General features: G+C 34.7%; 15 protein-coding genes. 8 read left to right on the top strand and 7 right to left on the bottom strand.

Translation table 11 applies throughout. The annotated features are described in order from the left end of the window. Positions 1 to 46 precede the first annotated feature (46 nt). The gene (locus JNUCC52_RS18120; protein ID WP_337980504.1) at positions 47 to 343 is read right to left on the bottom strand and encodes a hypothetical protein; all 297 of its coding nucleotides are present in this window, start codon (positions 341 to 343) and stop codon (positions 47 to 49) included. 350 nt (positions 344 to 693) lie between these two features. Beyond that, positions 694 to 2,376 (bottom strand): methyl-accepting chemotaxis protein, encoded by a 1,683-nt coding sequence (locus JNUCC52_RS18115; RefSeq protein ID WP_337980503.1) that lies wholly within the window; start codon positions 2,374 to 2,376, stop codon positions 694 to 696. A gap of 239 nt (positions 2,377 to 2,615) precedes the next feature. On the opposite strand from JNUCC52_RS18115, the gene JNUCC52_RS18110 reads away from it, so the two are divergent. Next, complete coding sequence (locus tag JNUCC52_RS18110; protein ID WP_337980502.1) at positions 2,616 to 2,987, top strand: hypothetical protein; 372 nt, start codon at positions 2,616 to 2,618, stop codon at positions 2,985 to 2,987. 55 nt (positions 2,988 to 3,042) lie between these two features. On the opposite strand, the gene JNUCC52_RS18105 is transcribed toward JNUCC52_RS18110, so the two are convergent. The 3 genes from JNUCC52_RS18105 to JNUCC52_RS18095 all read right to left on the bottom strand — a co-directional run bounded on the left by JNUCC52_RS18105 (position 3,043) and on the right by JNUCC52_RS18095 (position 5,295). Then, entirely contained in the window at positions 3,043 to 3,912 is an 870-nt protein-coding gene (locus JNUCC52_RS18105) for a M23 family metallopeptidase (RefSeq protein WP_337980501.1), read from the bottom strand. Between the two features lie 103 nt (positions 3,913 to 4,015). Beyond that, positions 4,016 to 4,477, bottom strand: a complete 462-nt coding sequence (locus JNUCC52_RS18100) for a GNAT family N-acetyltransferase (RefSeq protein ID WP_337980500.1) — start codon at positions 4,475 to 4,477, stop codon at positions 4,016 to 4,018. Positions 4,478 to 4,587: 110 nt separating this feature from the next. Next, positions 4,588 to 5,295 (bottom strand): DNA alkylation repair protein, encoded by a 708-nt coding sequence (locus tag JNUCC52_RS18095; protein ID WP_337980499.1) that lies wholly within the window; start codon positions 5,293 to 5,295, stop codon positions 4,588 to 4,590. A gap of 379 nt (positions 5,296 to 5,674) precedes the next feature. Between JNUCC52_RS18095 and JNUCC52_RS18090 the strand changes: the two genes are divergently transcribed. After that, positions 5,675 to 6,853: a NupC/NupG family nucleoside CNT transporter gene (locus tag JNUCC52_RS18090; protein WP_173479515.1), complete on the top strand. Its 1,179-nt coding sequence runs from the start codon at positions 5,675 to 5,677 to the stop codon at positions 6,851 to 6,853. A gap of 715 nt (positions 6,854 to 7,568) precedes the next feature. On the opposite strand, the gene JNUCC52_RS18085 is transcribed toward JNUCC52_RS18090, so the two are convergent. Beyond that, on the bottom strand, positions 7,569 to 8,417 hold the full coding sequence (locus tag JNUCC52_RS18085; RefSeq protein ID WP_337980498.1) for an MBL fold metallo-hydrolase: 849 nt from the start codon (positions 8,415 to 8,417) through the stop codon (positions 7,569 to 7,571). Positions 8,418 to 8,953: 536 nt separating this feature from the next. Here JNUCC52_RS18085 and JNUCC52_RS18080 point away from each other — a divergent pair. The 6 genes from JNUCC52_RS18080 to JNUCC52_RS18055 all read left to right on the top strand — a co-directional run bounded on the left by JNUCC52_RS18080 (position 8,954) and on the right by JNUCC52_RS18055 (position 16,345). Beyond that, positions 8,954 to 9,895 carry an AEC family transporter gene (locus JNUCC52_RS18080; protein WP_139860486.1) on the top strand — a complete coding sequence of 314 codons (942 nt, stop codon included), beginning with the start codon at positions 8,954 to 8,956 and terminating at the stop codon, positions 9,893 to 9,895. A 10-nt stretch (positions 9,896 to 9,905) separates the two neighbouring features. Beyond that, positions 9,906 to 11,573 carry an amidohydrolase gene (locus JNUCC52_RS18075; protein WP_337980497.1) on the top strand — a complete coding sequence of 556 codons (1,668 nt, stop codon included), beginning with the start codon at positions 9,906 to 9,908 and terminating at the stop codon, positions 11,571 to 11,573. Positions 11,574 to 12,035: 462 nt separating this feature from the next. Further along, positions 12,036 to 12,242: a DUF3311 domain-containing protein gene (locus JNUCC52_RS18070; protein ID WP_173479513.1), complete on the top strand. Its 207-nt coding sequence runs from the start codon at positions 12,036 to 12,038 to the stop codon at positions 12,240 to 12,242. Between the two features lie 24 nt (positions 12,243 to 12,266). Then, positions 12,267 to 13,685: a sodium:solute symporter family protein gene (locus JNUCC52_RS18065; protein ID WP_173479512.1), complete on the top strand. Its 1,419-nt coding sequence runs from the start codon at positions 12,267 to 12,269 to the stop codon at positions 13,683 to 13,685. A 32-nt stretch (positions 13,686 to 13,717) separates the two neighbouring features. Next, complete coding sequence (locus JNUCC52_RS18060) at positions 13,718 to 14,659, top strand: AEC family transporter (protein ID WP_173479511.1); 942 nt, start codon at positions 13,718 to 13,720, stop codon at positions 14,657 to 14,659. Between the two features lie 12 nt (positions 14,660 to 14,671). Continuing rightward, on the top strand, positions 14,672 to 16,345 hold the full coding sequence (locus tag JNUCC52_RS18055; protein WP_337980496.1) for an amidohydrolase: 1,674 nt from the start codon (positions 14,672 to 14,674) through the stop codon (positions 16,343 to 16,345). Positions 16,346 to 16,444: 99 nt separating this feature from the next. Here JNUCC52_RS18055 and JNUCC52_RS18050 read toward each other — a convergent pair whose 3' ends face one another. Beyond that, a complete protein-coding gene (locus JNUCC52_RS18050; protein ID WP_173479509.1) occupies positions 16,445 to 17,167 on the bottom strand; it encodes a GntR family transcriptional regulator in 723 nt (240 codons plus the stop codon). Positions 17,168 to 17,301: the final 134 nt, after the last annotated feature.

Here is a 17,301-nt window from a genome sequence, read left to right as displayed (position 1 = left end):
TTCCTATTCGAGGTTTAATTCATATTCTCTATTCACTATGCCATCATCAATGAACTTTAATAAGAGCTTCCAAATCTAACTCACTCATTTTAAAATACGTGATGAATCGTTTGGACAAAGCTTGTGTGATGGCCTCACTTTGTTCATCATTTAATGGTTTTGCATAAACTAAGACAACGCCAATATTTTCATTGTCCTGTTCCAAAGGATTGATTACTACATCTTCTTTCAAAATTAACGCATTACTCATAGCAACAAAATTTAACACCGTATTTTGCAACATTATTCTTTCTCTTGGATTTAACCCCACAGTATCAATTATTTCTACCGTAACATAATTCATACTTTGCACCTCCATAAAATGCTGTAAAATTTCTTTTTTTATTTGACTATTTTTATTTGACCAAAAAACTTTTTGCAATAATTTCGTTAAAATATATAGGAGGAGTTAAATATGAAAAAGACTATGAAATGACTGCATTAGGCTTACGTTTAATCGGTGTTTCATTTATTAACCCTGTTATTACTGAAGCGGGATGCTATGAGACGGAAAAACTGGCAATATAGTACCATGGAAATAAAGAGTTAGTGTAGAGAAGAACCATATTTATTTCAGCTAAACATCGGAAGAAACAAAATGACGGACAGCACTTTAAGCACTTTAAGCTGTTCGTCATTATGTGTTGTAGTCATTTAGATTTTAAAGTGACTAACAATTGTTTGTAAGTCCATTGCTTGATTGCTTAAATCATTTGCGACTGCGCTTATTTCTTGTAAAGTTGAAAGCTGTTGTTGTGAAGCTGCTTGTGAGCCTTCTGCCTGTTCAGCTGTCGTTTCTGATAAAGCAGCAATTTGTGTGACTGAGGCAGAAACTTGTTCAGTACTTGCGGAAATTTCCTCTGTCACAGCAGAAATGTTTTCAATCTGCGTTCTCATATGATCAACTGCTTGTACAATATCATTGAAAGAAGTCCCAGCATTTTCGATTATTTCGACACCTGTTTCTACTGTATGTAAGCTGTCACGCATTGCCTGCTCCACATTTTTTGTATCCTTTTGTATTTCATTCGTAAGTGTGACAATTTGTCCTGCAGATTTATTCGATTCCTCTGCTAATTTTCTTACTTCATCAGCTACTACAGCAAATCCTTTCCCAGCCTCCCCTGCACGTGCTGCCTCAATAGCAGCATTTAATGCCAGCAGATTCGTTTGTTCTGTAATGCCTGTTATAACTTTTGAAATATGCTCGATATCTTCGGTTTGTTTACTTAAACGTTGAATAAGTTCAGTCGTTACTTTCGTTGCATCATAAATTGTTGACATTTGGTCACTTGCCGACTGAATGTTTATGACACCTTGACTTGCAACATCCGTTGTCTCAGAAGCGGAAGTTCGTAAGACATGTGAAGATTGTGCAATATGTTGTACAGCACTAGCTGTTTCGTCCATTGCGACAGCATTTTCCCGTGCTGATGTTGCAGTCGTCAACGTGTTTTCAGATGCGACTTCTGCTTGATTTGCGATATCAACAGAAGATGCCGTCACTTCTTCCGTTGAAGCACTTAATTGTTCAGCAGACGCACTTAATTGACTAGCACTTTCTGCAAACTGATTTAAAAGTCTTCTCAAAATATCTTTCATAGAATTAAAATCTACCGCAAGTTGACCTAATTCATCCTTAGAGCGAAGTTGAATATCGTCAGCGGTTAAATCCCCCGCTGCAATTGTCTTTACTCCTTGCTGTAATTGACGTAGGGGTATTGCAATCTTTCTATTCAATACATAAGCAATGCCACTCCCTACTAAAATCGACACTAAAATAATGCTAATAGCGATAAGGAATGATTCTTTTGCATTTTGATTTGCTTCTTGCTGAGCTTGATCGAAATTGGCTTCAATTAAATCTTTTAACTCATCAGATGCATCTATTGCTTCCCCACGAATAGGAATAACATTTTTCGTGTAATAAGCAGCAGCTGCAAAAACGTCTTCATTTTGATTTAATGCGATGACCTTTTCAAGTTCATTTTCAAACGTATCCACTTTTTCACTTGCATTACTTAACGTTTGTTTCGCTTCCTCTGAATCGAATTGTTCCTTCAGTAAACTCATCGTTTCATCTACTATCGCTTGTGTTTCACGCACATGATTTAACGACTCCTCATCTCCTAAAAGATATGTTTGTACTTGTGACCCTTCCAAAGCTATGTATTTATTGAGATCCCCTGTCGCATAGAGCTGTGGGAGACCGACTGTTAAAGTACTATTATAATGCTTACCGATATCGACAATTTGTAAATAAATACTTGAACTAGATACAAGTGTTATCAACATCATTGTCATAAAACCTAAAACTAATTTCTTTGTGATAGACATACTAGACCCCTTTTTCAATATAATGGTTATAATTAGTCATTATAGACTATATTTGAATTTTTATCTATACAGTATTTACTACCATTAAAAATTTATTTAAAATGAAACTATCCCGATTAATTCAAAAAACAGTAAGTATTTTAATAATTATTACTACTGCCATCTGATACTATAATCACAAAATTAATAATTAGTTTATAAAAATGGATATAAAATTTTTAAAAAGAAGGAGATTTTCAATGAGTACTGATTTTTTAGAAAAAAAACTACGTGAAACCTTTTCACATTTGCAATCTATAGAAGGTGTAAAATCGGTTGATGTCATTTTAGAGGTTTTAAACGATAAGAAAATTTTCCCAGAAATCACTACATTAATTTACAATTCAAAATACGAACTAGTTTATGTATATGAGGAACAAAAAGTAGTGTTAAAAACTATTCAAGATGGCATTACTATCGATACACCTTTTATGAACGAAATACACTTAATTTACCAATATAAAGACATGATTGAGTGTATTCTAACAGGCATCATTGCAACCGATAAAATTAAAAACTACTCCCTTAACCTGCTTTCACTTAAATATAGTGAGTTAATCCAAAGCATTTAAAAAACAAGAAAGAACCGATGAACAAGAAATTCGCTCATCGGTTCTTTTTTGTCTATTATTTTGTAAAATCACCTTGTATCGGTTCTTTACCTTCTGGAAAACGAATACGTATCGACTGACAATTCATATAGTCTTGGGAGTCCATCACTTGAAAATGGATATGTGGCTCTGAGGAATTTCCTGAATTTCCGCACAGGGCAATCGCATCTCCTTGTTTAACTGTATCTCCTATTTGTACAAGACTGGATTTATTTTTCAAATGGGCTACCATGCTATATTCTTTATTATTATGTTCAATAACGATTAAATTTCCAGCTGGTTGTAATGCATTCATTTCGCCAGGAGCATTATCAGTTAAATGATCAATTACCTGTACAACTTTACCGTCTGCTGGTGCCAGCACTTCTTTATTAAAAGCGTAATAGTTTTCATTGCACATTGCAGAATCTTTAAATGTTGTACCGTTCTTCATAATTACTAAATCATATGCATACCTTTGCGTTTCATAAGCATAATGGTAATTGATAAATTCATTTACCCCACCCCAAAATACATACCATTCTTCATTCAAAGGCATGATATATGTATTTTGCGTATACTTTTTATCACTTTCTGGAAAACTCAAAAAAGGTTTTAATAATAACCCATGTATCCTATTGTGTGAATCCATCATGACATTTATAGCTTTTTCTTGCTGATCATCTACCCAAACATATGAATGTACATAATTTAATGTTGTCTCACTAATTAATTCATAGTTTTTAACATTCGAGTTAAAGGACCTCGCCAGCTCATTAAACTGCTCATAAGAAATCATCTCTTTAAAGTCTTCATTACATTGCTTATAAATCTCATCAAATTGCTCATGTAAAAAAACTATCCCGAAATTTTGAGGTGTTACTTGTTTAATAGAACGACTTCGCATATGTAATATCCCCTTTACAAAATCTTACTATTAAACATATACGGTTGTTTCGGCAATAAGTTTCACCTGTAAAGTGCCAGGCACACAAACCTGGAAATTTTCGCTAGGAGTTATTATGTTGACTTATCCATTCATATTGAATATCAGGTAAATTTTCTTCATTTTCATGCCCTCTACCGATAACTACAAATCCATGTTTTTCATAGAAACGTTGTGCCTTTTCGTTTATTTCAAATGTATATAATGTTAATCTCCCACTTGATAGGCTTTTTGCTTTATTTAATAATGTGCGACCTATACCAAACCCTTGATAATCGACATGAATATATAGTTGGCTTATCTCACTATCATGATAGGCAATCATCCCAACAACTGACTCTTCCATAAATGCTAAATCTATTTGATATTGCTCAAGTAATATATGATTTAAAAAATAAACATGATCTTCAAAGCTGTGTATTTCTTTTTGACCAATGGCCTTTTCCTTGCTATCACGCCACATTGCTACTGTTTCCCTAGAAAATTCAGGGCTGTATGGTATAACAGAGATTTTATGTTGGTTCATTAAAGTCCTCCTTACAAGACTAACTTGCGGGGTAATGTCTATTTAGCAGTAATAAAAAACCCTCGAAACTCAAGGGTTAATGATGCTCACACTAGGTGATTTCGGTACTTTTAACATCTAACATATTTACGTTTAAAGCCAATTCTTCCTTTATAAACTTCCTTTTGAATACTTTCATAAGCATGAAGGAAGCTACTTTTTTTATTGTCCTTTTTTAGTTCTACTAGCCCCACCGCTTTAGCAGTGGCAAGCGCCATGTCGTGCAGTGGTATATACGAAACACCTACTGTCGTTAGGAAATTATTCATGGCAGATTTCGTTCTTTCTGGCGAATCGTGAATTGAATTTTCCACGTTTTCTAGCATAGTGGCAATCTTATCCTTGGAAAATTCAATATCTTTACGATTTCCTAAAAGCCAGCAGTAGCAGCTCCAGCCCGCTGACATCCTCAGCTCTTCCCCACTAGCAATCCATTTATCAGCAACTTGTTGGGCAATATCCGCTTCGGCTAACGTAACAGCTACTACATAATCAGACAACATATAAAAATATGCCGAATCCATCCAACGGTCAAAATCGGACTCCGTCATTGCTTTAGGATCGGCAATAATGCCAGCAAAATACATTGCGTCATAGTTCCCCGATGCATAAAGCTCTTCAGCTAAAGGTTGATTAATTTTTATTTTCTTCGCTATAGGCTTCATTGCACCTGTTGCCACTCCAAAAAGTGGCTCATGTGCACCATTGGACATGTATATTTTTTTAGTTCGTTCCTTCCCTAGCGCCTCAAGTTCTTGCATTACCTCTTCCACATTCATTAATTTGCACTCCCTTCATTAAATAGGTTTGTCTATTTCGAATATATCACCATTATCCTATATCTAAGTATCATTTGTCAGCCGAGCTATTAACTAAATTCAGGTATGTAAATAAGTGTATTTTTCATCCTTTTATTTCCTAAGACTCACCAAAAAACTCGTTTATAATCATTTTTTTTGCTTTTTTATCAACTTTCTATTAATATCACTTAGTTACCATTAAACAGAAAAGCTTAATTAAAATTAATACGTACGGTTTCTTTTTATTAAATTGGGCAATATACACATTATAACTACAATCAAAATAAAAAAAGTTTCTAATGCGAAAGGTTTTATGAAAAGCTAACACATCATGTTTTAATTCATCAGGAGGTTACATATGCAATACATTATTTCAATTATAGGTATTCTTATTGTGCTATTTTTGGCATGGTTGGCAAGTACCAATCGTAAAGAAATAAAATTCAAACCAATTATCACCATGATTGTTATTCAAATTCTATTGTCATTGTTATTGTTAAATACAGAATTTGGGTTAATTATTATTAAGGGCATAGCTACTGTTTTTAACAAGTTGCTCGAATATGCAAGCGAAGGGGTTTCCTTTGTCTTTGGCGGCTTAGCGAACGAAGGGGAAGCGCCATTCTTTTTAACAGTATTACTACCTATTATATTTATTTCTGCATTAATTGGGATTTTACAGCATCTAAAAATCCTTCCGTTTATTATGAAAGGAATTGGATGGGTATTAAGTAAAGTAAACGGAATGGGAAAACTTGAATCTTATAATGCTGTTGCTTCATTGATGGTCGGCCAATCAGAGGTTTTCATCACATTAAAAAAACAGCTCGGTCTACTTTCTAAACAGCGATTATATACTCTATGTGCATCGGCCATGTCAACTGTATCCATGTCCATCGTAGGTGCTTATATGACAATGCTAGAACCAAAATATATTGTGACGGCATTAGTTCTAAATCTATTTGGTGGTTTTATTATCGCTACAATTATGAATCCGTATGAAATTGACCCGAACGAGGATATTTTAGAAATAGAACATGAAAAGCAATCCTTCTTCGAAATGCTTGGTGAATATATTCTTGATGGCTTTAAGGTTGCCATTATCGTCGGCGCCATGTTAATTGGGTTTATTGCATTGATGGCTGGATTCAATAGTGTGTTTGAGCTATTGTTCGGCATTTCGTTCCAAAGTATTCTAGGTTATATCTTTGCACCAGTTGCCTTCATCATGGGGATTCCTTTCTCTGAAGCAGTTAGTGCTGGATCAATTATGGCGACTAAACTGGTAACGAATGAATTTGTGGCGATGTTGGATTTATCAGGAGGCGATCATCACTTTAGTGAACGTACAATGGGTATTCTTTCTGTATTCCTTGTTTCCTTTGCCAACTTCTCATCGATTGGTATCATTGTCGGTGCTGTAAAAAGTCTCAATGAAAAGCAAGGTAATGTAGTCGCACGCTTTGGCTTAAAATTATTATTTGGTGCTACACTTGTAAGCGTGCTATCAGGTATTATTGTTAGCTTAATTTTATAAAAAAGAAAAAGGAAGTGGCGGACACTACTTCCTCAGTTCATCGACAAAAGGCATTAAGAAGTCATTCTTAATGCCTTTTTTATCGGTGTCAGGCACTCAAACAATTCTCAAACAATTTCACTAGTTGCGGGAACAGCACAGCACGTAAGACGCAACAATCCGCGCGTTAGCGAGGGTTGCGGCTTACCCTGTGCCCGCGGAAAGCGTCGCCCGTAACGGAAATCAACCGCAGTATTCTTCTAAATTTATCTTTTAATGATTGAGGCAGACGACTAAGTGCGATAATTGTGCTGTATTTTATACTTTTCCTCTGCAAGAGAATGTGACACTAGTTGATTGGAGTGAAGGGGGGCGTCTCCTGCGGGAACAGCACAGCACGTAAGACGCAACAATCCGCGCGTTAGCGAGGGTTGCGGCTTACCCTGTGCCCGCGGAAAGCGTCGCCCGTAACGGAAATCAACCGCAGTAGTCTTCTAAAGTTATTTTTTAATAATTGAAGCAGACGACTAAGTGCGATAATTGTGCTGTATTTTATACTTTTCCTCTGCAAGAGAATGTGACACTAGTTGATTGGAGTGAAGGGGGGCGTCTCCTGCGGGAACAGCACAGCACGTAAGACGCAACAATCCGCGCGTTAGCGAGGGTTGCGGCTTACTCTGTGCCCGCGGAAAGCGTCGCCCGTAACGGAAATCAACCGCAGTATTATTATTTTGAATTAATAACCATTTACAAAGTTAGCGATTGTTTCGCGTTCGTCTTCTGTCAGTTCTCTTTGAACGTGTTTTTCATATTCCTTAATAATGTTTTGTTGGTCTCCACCAAGACGATCTGTAAAGTTGGCAATTGTTCGAAGCTTCACCACTTCTTGATTAAACTCTTCTTTTGAAATCGGCTTTTGATGGGAAGGGATATATGTGTCTGCATCAAATTGCTCTAAAACATCCAATAATCGCAGTGTTTCCTTAATTGTATAATTTTCTTTTACAGCATAAAGATTAGGATAAATGCAGTCAGCAAGGAAAAGAATCTTTTCTTCTTTAATATAGACAACTACAGAATCCGCTGCATGGTCCCCTCCAACATGTTGAACAATACAAGTTATCCCACCTAGATCAATTTCCACCCGTTTATCAAACGTCATATCTGGTAAAACAATATTAATATCACGGTGATCTTTGAATTCTTCTTTAATCGCACTAGCGCAAAATTCAATTTCAATTCCCTCTTTTACACGCTCATCGATCGCTTCATCTGACCAAGAGAACGGAATTAATTTCTCCATTTCTTCCTTTGTTGCGCTGCTAGCAATGGAAACGAGATTACGTAATGCTGAAAGGCCAAAAATATGATCCCAATGCCAGTGCGTTAAAACTACCATATCCGCATTAGGAACCCCCATTTTTAAAAGTTCATCCTGAAAATACTGTACATGATCTTCCGAGTTACCTGCATCGATCATTAATGTTTTGTTATTGCCTACTACCATTCCTAGAATGGGACGATCGGTTTCTGAGATTGGCGTAATAAACCAAAAACGGTCACCTATTTTGTTAATTGAATGCATAATAAATTATCTCCTTCCGTTTATAATAGTTTAATTCAAAAAGCATAAATTTACTATTTAGAAGAAGTTTTTTAATACAAAAGAGGGTAAATACGCTAAACCAGACGAAGGAAATAGTACCGTTCTTTGTTGTCCAATACTTAGATAATGCAACAGTAATAATAGCTATAAAAAAATTATATACTAGAAATAACTATGTCACATTTTTGAAAATGCATAATAATTCTCTTTCGAATTATTTTTTTCTACTTTAAACCATTTTTATGTTGACAATCGTAATTTAAATTTTATATACTATTCCAAATTAAACCTCAAAAGGTAGATAAACCTAACTATACTGGTACGTACATCACAATAAGTTATTTTATTTACTTTTTAGAAAGGAGTTATTCTCTATCCATCAATACTATGTGGTTATGTAGTGTTCCTCTTGCATTTTACTGAACTTAAAACGTTATATTGTCAGTTTACTGAAATCTAAGTCTCTATGTGCATTAAAAATAGTTTACTAATGATTGTTTTAGGAAGTGCATTTAATGGAGTATACTGTTGTCTTTGAATCGATTTTATTGATAGGATTTATGATTTTAATAGGTGTATTACTTGCTCGGATTACGCCGATTAATGATAGTACTCGTAAAACCTACACGCTCATTATCGTAAATGTCGCGATGCCCTGTATTATTCTATCGAGTATCTTTAAAGTAGAAATCGATCATTCTATTCTTAAAAATATTGGTATAGTCTTTGGGCTGTCAATTATTATTAGTATAGTTGGCATTTTAATAGGATGGCTATCCATCACTATATTTGATAAAGATAGTACGATGAAACCTGAAGTTGCCCTTCTCTCTGGACTTGGCAATACAGGCTTTATCGGCATACCATTATGTGCGGCTATTTTAGGGCCTAAAGGTGCCTTATATGCTGCCATTTTTGATGCAGGTGTTGATTTGGTCATTTGGACTTTTGGCGTTATGTTGCTGCAAAAGTCGGTAAAATTTTCATTTAACACGCTGAAATCGATGATTAATATTCCTACCATTGCAATTGTGTGTGGCTTATTATTCGCTTTTGTTAATTATCGTCCTCCTATGATTTTTATTACGTTAACAAATCAATTAGCCGCACTTGCCTCTCCACTCGCCATGTTTTATATCGGAATACTTATAATGTCTGTAAATAAAATGCAATTTACAGCACTAAAAAGTAAATCGATTATTCCTACACTCGTTAAACTCCTAGGTTTGCCGGTTGTAGCATTCATAATGATAAGGTTTATTACGCTCGATCATGTAATTGCACAAACTTTATTAATTCAAGCTACAATGCCTGCTTTGACATTGTCATCTATTTTATTTAGTAAATATAATGCGAACGATAAATTAGGTGCAATTGTAACAGTAATTTCAACAATTTTTTCTTTATTGTCAATACCATTGCTTCTTTTAATTTTTGTTAAATTAAATTACTTTTAGGAGGAATTATATGATGAAGGTTGATTTACTTATAAGAAATGCAAATATTATCACTTTAGATGCTCAAAATACTCGTGCTAATGTTTTAGCTTCTTATAGAGGAAGAATTGTAGGAATATGGTCTAAAGCGCAATTTAAGCAGGCAGAGGATTCGTTAGTTCTCGAAATAAATGCAAAGGAACTCGATTTAAATGGGGCAACATTAATCCCAGGTTTCATTGATACACATAATCATCTATTTATGTATGCCTTAAATAAGGCCCAAGTAGATTGTTCATCTCCGCATAATAAAAGCATTGCAGATATCGTATACAATTTAGAGGCGTTTCATAAGAAGCGAGATGACAACAGTTGGATTTTGGGCTTTGGTTATGATGATACAATGCTCATAGATAACAGACACCCTACTCGAGAAGACTTAGATAAAGTAAGTACAGATCGCCCTATATTTATCCGCCATATTTCAAATCATATTGCCGTTGTCAACTCCAAAGTACTGGAACTTGCGAATATTGATGCTTCTGTGAACGATCCTGAAGGCGGTCATTACGGACGAGATGCTGCGAATAATTTAAATGGGGTTTTATATGAACATGCTGCTATGAGCTTTGTTTACGATCATATTCCTGCTCCTTTAAAAGAAGAATTCATGGATTTAATTCGTATTGCTGCGCAAGATTATGTTGAACAAGGAATCACTACTAATACAGATGCAGCGGTAGGACAGGCAGAATATGATATTCATATAGATGCAATAAACGATCATATACATCCAATGAGAATGCGTTTAATGTTTATGTACAATGTGTTGTTGGAAGATGGCTTTTTCGAAAAATACGATGCAAATCAACTAAATCAAAAAATTTTAGAGGACTCTAATGGCATGGCTAAATTAGATAGCGTGAAGCTATTCCAAGATGGCTCTATTCAGGGGCTTACAGGAGCATTACGACAACCATACTATAGTGATCAAAGTTTATATGGGGATCTTATTTTTCCACAACAAACTTTGAATGACTTCGTATTAAATTTCCATAATCGGGGCTTTAGAATTGCCACACACGGTAATGGAGATCGTGCGATAGGTTCGATCCTTGAAGCCTATCAGCATGCACTTGAAACGTCTCCTCGGAGTGACCATCGTCATCGAATTGAACATGTGCAAACAGCTACACCAGATGATTTGAAGTTTATGAAAGACTATCAGATTGCTGCTTCATTTTTCATTAATCATATATATTTCTGGGGTGACCGCCATAAAAATATCTTTTTAGGGCCAGAAAGAGCAGAGAGAATAAACCCATTGAAAGAAGCAGATGATTTAGGTTTATTGTTTACATTACATTCGGACTGCCCTGTTACGCCAATCTCCCCGCTTTTCTCAATATGGGCAGCGGTTAATCGCGTAACGAGCGGAGGGCACGTACTAGGTGAAGCTCAAAAAATTGATGTTGAAACCGCTTTAAAATCAATGACGATTTACGGCGCCCTATTGAACTTCGACGAACAAGATATCGGTAGTATTGAAATAGGGAAATTAGCTGATTTTGCAATTTTAGAAAAGGATCCAACAGCCGTTGATCCGATGACGATAAAAGATATTCATATTTTAGCTACCATTATTAATGGTGAAATTGTATTTGAAAATAAAGAGTTAGCATTATCAAAGTTAAAATAATTACTATCTCCCCAAATAGTAACTATTTATAAATGTTAGACAAACTACTGACGATCCCCATCCGTCAGTAGTTTTCCGAATATTCAAAAATCATACCAGTTCTGTATTGCGCCCTTCATTCCCCTGTGTTTTCATTGTTCTCTTAGTAAAATTATTCTATTACTTCGTTGATATTATCAGAATCTTTAGACATACTTTATTCATCACATTTCCGAGTCCCAATATCCTCTTTTCCACCTTCAAATTTAAGTGAAAATACCTATAAAAGATATTTATATACTAAATAATAATTCTCTTTTAAATCATTTTTTTCTACTTTAACACCATTATTATGTTGACAACCTTTTTTAAAATTTATATACTATTCCAAAATAAACCATGGAAATGTAAATGAATATAACGCAACTGGTACGTACGTCATGACAAGTTATAGTTATTTACTTTTTAGAAAGGAGTTATACTATGTCCCGCAAAACAATTTTGAATGTCTTTATTGGTCTTGTTATACCAGTTGTTTGTATACCTGGTGGGTTAATTTATTTTCGTTACTCCGAACATTTTATTTTAGGTTTTCCTATTCTTTATTTTTGGATGTTCTTATGGTTCATTCTGACATCTATTTGTATTTCTTGTTCTTGGTTTTTCTTCGATAAAAAAAATTATGATTAATTAATTTACAAGGTGGGATGGATAATGGCAGTTGCAATTTTCATAGGTGTTCTTATTTTTTCTCTAATTCTAGCAGTTCTTTCAAAAGGTAAATCGAAAAAAGACAACGTAGCAGATTATTTAGTTGGTGGAAGATCTTTTAACGGATTTATCTTATTCTTCCTTGCAATCGGTGAAGTGTATAGTATCGGAACAATTATTGGGTTTCCTGGAGGTATATACGCAAAAGGGGCTAGCTACGGAATTTGGTTTCTAGGATACATTCTTTTAGCCTATCCAGTAGGCTACTTCCTTTCACCTCTTATTTGGCGGGCTGGCAAACACTACAATGCGATGACCGCTCCTGATTTATTCAAAAGCCATTTTTCTAGCAGACCTTTAGAATTACTAGTGGCTTGTACTTGTTTACTATTCCTCATTCCTTGGGGACAGTTACAGTTTGAAGGGCTTATAGTTGCTTTAAATGCTTTAGGCTTCGATTTCCCACCTATTATTGCTGTAATCATTGCTGGGGCTATTGCATATGTGTATGTTGCGATTTCTGGAGTAAAAGCACCTGCTGTTATATCAATTTTAAAAGATATTCTTTTATTCGCAGCTATTATTATCGTAGGTTGGGCAGCCTTTTCAAAACTTGATGGTGTAAATAATCTATTTACTACTGCAAAAGAACACGGTGCTTCATTATCTTTTGGTTCGACAGAACAAGTTACGTTTTCAATAACGACAATTATTTTCCAAGCAGTAGCTTTCTATTGTTTCCCATTTATTATAAATGTATTGTTCACAAGTAAATCAGAAGGGACAATTAAGCGTGCTCAAAGGTTTATGCCACTGTATATGCTTATGTATCCATTCTTAATTGCTTCGGCATATTTTGCTCTAGTTGCTTTACCGAACATTGATAACCCTAACCATGCATTTATTGCAACTTCCATTGAATTATTACCTTCATGGGTAGTTGGATTAGTAGCTGCTGGGGCCGCACTATCAGGGCTACTCGTACTAGCCGTTATTTCTTTAGTAGTTGGTGGTATTTTTACTCGTAACATTGTGACAAGTATTCCAGAAAATAAACAACGTAAATGGTCACAAGTTGTTGTTATTGTTTATTTATTAATTTCAATGTTGTTAACTGTATCTCTTCCAAGTTTAATGCTAAATCTAATTAACACAGCTTACTTTGGCTTTGGTCAAATATTGCCTGGTATTCTTTCCATTATTTTTTGGAAAAGAGCTACTGCGATAGGGGTTGGTGCAGGTATTCTAACGGGTACGGTAATCGCATTATCCTTCCAATTTGCAGGTATTAGTATTTTTGCAATTAATACAGGACTGATTGCATTATGTTTCAACTTCCCTGTGTTGATTATTGTGAGTCTACTAACATCTAAAAACAAACAGTTGCTAACACCGATAGTAGCTGTACGCATGGAGAAATAGTTTAATAATGATCGTTTTAGGAAGTGCATTTAATGGAGTATTCTATTGTCTTTGAATCAATACTATTAATAGGATTTATGATTTTAATAGGTATATTACTTGCTCGAATTACACCTATTAATGAAAGCACTCGTAAAACCTATACACTAATCATCGTGAACGTTGCGATGCCCTGTATTATTCTTTCAAGCATATTTAAGGTAGAGATTAGCCCTACTATTCTTAAAAATATTGGCATGGTATTTATATTATCTATAATGATTTGTCTAATTGGCATTTTTTTAGGATGGCTATTGATTACTATTTTTGATAAGGAAAGTACGATGAAACCTGAAGTTGCCCTTCTCTCTGGACTTGGCAATACAGGTTTTATCGGAATACCTTTATGTGCTGCAATTTTAGGTCCAAAAGGTGCTTTATATGCCGCAATTTTTGATGCAGGTGTGGACTTGGTCATCTGGACTGTTGGGGTTATGCTGTTGCAAAAAACGATGAAATTTTCATTTAGCACGTTAAAATCGATGATTAATATTCCTACGATTGCAATTGTATGTGGCTTATTCTTTGCTTTTGTTAATTATCGTCCTCCCGTTATTTTTATTACATTAACTAATCAATTAGCTGCACTGGCATCACCACTTGCTATGTTTTATATCGGGATACTAATTATGTCTGTAAATAAATCTCAATTTACAGTACTGAAAAGTAAATCGATTATTCCTACTTTAGTGAAACTTCTTGGTTTACCGATTGTAGTATTTATCATAATTAGTTTTATTACGGTCGATCATATCATTGCACAAACTTTACTAATTCAAGCAACGATGCCTGCTCTAACATTGTCATCTATTTTATTTAGTAAATATAATGCAAATGATAAATTAGGTGCTATTGTCACAGTTATTTCAACAATCTTTTCATTGTTATCGATACCGTTACTTCTATTAATATTGGTTAAATTAAATTACTTTTAGGAGGTCAATAAAATGATTACAGTTGATTTACTTATTAAAAATGCAAATATTATTACGTTAGATGCCAAAAGTACTCGTGCTAATGTTTTAGCTTCTTACGAGGGAAAAATTGTAGGATTATGGTCTGAGGATGAGTTTACTAGAGTTAAAGAATCTTTAGTTTTGACTAAAAGCATTAACGAAGTAGATTTAAATGGGGCAACGTTAATTCCTGGTTTTATCGATACACATAACCATCTATTAATCTATGCGCTAAACAAGTCTCAAGTAGATTGTTCCCCGACGTATAATAAAAGCATTACAGATATATTACGTAAGTTAACGGAGTTCCATAACGAACGCGCTGATAGCGGTTGGATTTTAGGCTTTGGCTATGATGATACAATGCTTACTGAAAATAGACATCCTACTCGAGAAGACTTAGATAAAGTAAGTACAGATCGACCTATATTTATCCGCCATATTTCAAATCATCTTGCAGTTGCAAACTCAAAAGCACTAGAAATCGCGCAGTTAGATGCTTCTATTAAAGACCCAGATGGGGGACATTTTGGACGGGATGCATTCAATAATTTAAATGGCGTTTTATATGAGCCAGCTGCAATGGACTTAGTTTTCAATAGTATCCCTACTCCATCGACCGAAGAAGTAATTGAGTTAATTCGCATAGCTTCTCAAGATTATTTAGCACAAGGAATCACAACGAATACGGATGCAGGGGTTGGATTAACATTAGGTCCAATTGAGTACGATATCCATATTGAGGCATTGAAAGAAAAAGCACATCCAATGCGAATGCGATTCATGATAATGAATGATTTATTATTGGAGGGTGGTATTTTCGAGGAATATGATGCACATCAACTAAATCAAAAAATAGTAAAAGATTCTAACGGCATGGCCAAGTTAGATAGTGCAAAACTATTCCAAGATGGCTCCATTCAAGGACTTACTGGCGCTTTACGTCAACCATATTATAATGATCCAAATTTATATGGAGATCTTATTTTCCCACAACATATTTTGAACAATTACGTATTAGATTTCCATAATCGTGGCTATAGAATAGCAACACACGGAAATGGAGACCGTTCTATAGGCTCGATTTTAGAAGCGTATCAGTATGCACTTGATACTTCACCACAAAGCGATCATCGTCATCGAATTGAACATGTGCAAACTGCTACACCTGAAGATTTGAAATTAATGAAAGACTACAATATTGCTGCTTCATTTTTCATTAATCATGTTTATTACTGGGGCGATCGCCATAAAAACATCTTTTTAGGGCCTGAAAGAGCAGCGAGAATGAACCCATTAAAAGAAGCCGATGATTTAGGCTTATTATATACATTACATTCCGATTGTCCTATTACACCTATTTCCCCACTCTTTTCAGTATGGGCAGCAGTTAACCGTATAACGAGAGATGGGCATGTATTAGGAGAAGAACAAAAAATTGATGTTGAAAGTGCCTTAAAATCTATGACGATTTATGGTGCGCAATTGAACTTCGACGAACAGGATTTAGGTAGTATTGAAATAGGAAAATTAGCTGATTTCGCAATTTTAGATAAGGACCCTACAGCCGTTGATCCTATGACAATTAAAGACATTCATATTTTAGCTACGATTATTAATGGTGAATTTGTGTATGAAAGTAAACAATTAGCTTTTTCAAAGTGAAAATAATTACTATTCCCCAATAGTAACTATTTATATATTTTTTTAAAAAACTACTGACTCCCCATTTGTCAGTAGTTTTTAAAATTTAATTATCCAGTTTTATTGCTTCTTTAACCGTTGAGACTTGAAGTGAAATGCATACTTACCAGGATTATAATCAGCTATACAATATTCAATAAGATCCCCATTAATATCGTAAACAAAGCGAGTCAGATGGAGTGTATTACTGTTTTCCTTAATATCAAGCAATTTACAATCCTCCTTGGAAATTGGCTTGCTCGTAATAACCTCATCTGCATCATGTAATTGAATATTCATTTCATCCTCTAATAAGTCATACAATGTACCACTTTTAATATCGAGTTTAGAAAGCTTTTCGCCAATTTCAATTGGGTAGTATTGTGTCTCAATAGCGATTGGCATATCGTCTGCATAACGTACACGCTTAATCAAATATGCTTCAGTTAAATTGATCGCTTCTTTCACTTCATTTGGAACCGTCACAATCCCATGTTTAATTAACTTCGTTCCTGGCTTCATTCCCATATTTTCAATACTTTTAGTCGTACTAATTAAATTACCTAACCAGTAATGAACTGGTTTTCTCGTAATATATGTACCTTTACCATGTCTTTTCTCCACAATACCGTCTATTGCTAAATGTGAGATGGCTTCTCTCACTGTACTTCTACTAACATTGAATTCTTCCATTAATTCACGTTCACTTGGTATTTTACCGATATATATACCTTGATTAATTTTCTTTTCAATCATTTTTCTTAATTGTATATGGAGAGGTATTGGATTATTTGAGTTAATCATTTTTGCACTCCTTTCAAAAGGGATAATTAGATTGATGTACATATCATCATAAATCCTAAAAGTAACTGAATACCCATAATTATCATTACTTCTATTATATCTAGACCGACAAGACCGCGTCCACATCATTGCGT

The sequence above is a fragment of the Lysinibacillus sp. JNUCC-52 genome, assembly GCF_015999545.1.
Classification (GTDB): Bacteria; Bacillota; Bacilli; order Bacillales_A; family Planococcaceae; genus Lysinibacillus.
Note: the sequence above shows the minus strand (reverse complement) of the source record. Positions and strands in the feature narration are given on the sequence as shown.

Bases quoted from the DNA above. Each gene is read 5' to 3' on its own strand.
- JNUCC52_RS18115 (WP_337980503.1), bottom strand. From the start codon at position 2,376: ATGTCTATCACAAAGAAATTAGTTTTAGGTTTTATGACAATGATGTTG.
- JNUCC52_RS18105 (WP_337980501.1), bottom strand. From the start codon at position 3,912: ATGCGAAGTCGTTCTATTAAACAAGTAACACCTCAAAATTTCGGGATA.
- JNUCC52_RS18120 (WP_337980504.1), bottom strand. From the start codon at position 343: ATGAATTATGTTACGGTAGAAATAATTGATACTGTGGGGTTAAATCCA.
- JNUCC52_RS18090 (WP_173479515.1), top strand. From the start codon at position 5,675: ATGCAATACATTATTTCAATTATAGGTATTCTTATTGTGCTATTTTTG.
- JNUCC52_RS18055 (WP_337980496.1), top strand. From the start codon at position 14,672: ATGATTACAGTTGATTTACTTATTAAAAATGCAAATATTATTACGTTA.
- JNUCC52_RS18070 (WP_173479513.1), top strand. From the start codon at position 12,036: ATGTCCCGCAAAACAATTTTGAATGTCTTTATTGGTCTTGTTATACCA.
- JNUCC52_RS18065 (WP_173479512.1), top strand. From the start codon at position 12,267: ATGGCAGTTGCAATTTTCATAGGTGTTCTTATTTTTTCTCTAATTCTA.
- JNUCC52_RS18050 (WP_173479509.1), bottom strand. From the start codon at position 17,167: ATGATTAACTCAAATAATCCAATACCTCTCCATATACAATTAAGAAAA.
- JNUCC52_RS18095 (WP_337980499.1), bottom strand. From the start codon at position 5,295: ATGAATGTGGAAGAGGTAATGCAAGAACTTGAGGCGCTAGGGAAGGAA.
- JNUCC52_RS18085 (WP_337980498.1), bottom strand. From the start codon at position 8,417: ATGCATTCAATTAACAAAATAGGTGACCGTTTTTGGTTTATTACGCCA.
- JNUCC52_RS18075 (WP_337980497.1), top strand. From the start codon at position 9,906: ATGATGAAGGTTGATTTACTTATAAGAAATGCAAATATTATCACTTTA.
- JNUCC52_RS18080 (WP_139860486.1), top strand. From the start codon at position 8,954: ATGGAGTATACTGTTGTCTTTGAATCGATTTTATTGATAGGATTTATG.
- JNUCC52_RS18110 (WP_337980502.1), top strand. From the start codon at position 2,616: ATGAGTACTGATTTTTTAGAAAAAAAACTACGTGAAACCTTTTCACAT.
- JNUCC52_RS18060 (WP_173479511.1), top strand. From the start codon at position 13,718: ATGGAGTATTCTATTGTCTTTGAATCAATACTATTAATAGGATTTATG.
- JNUCC52_RS18100 (WP_337980500.1), bottom strand. From the start codon at position 4,477: ATGAACCAACATAAAATCTCTGTTATACCATACAGCCCTGAATTTTCT.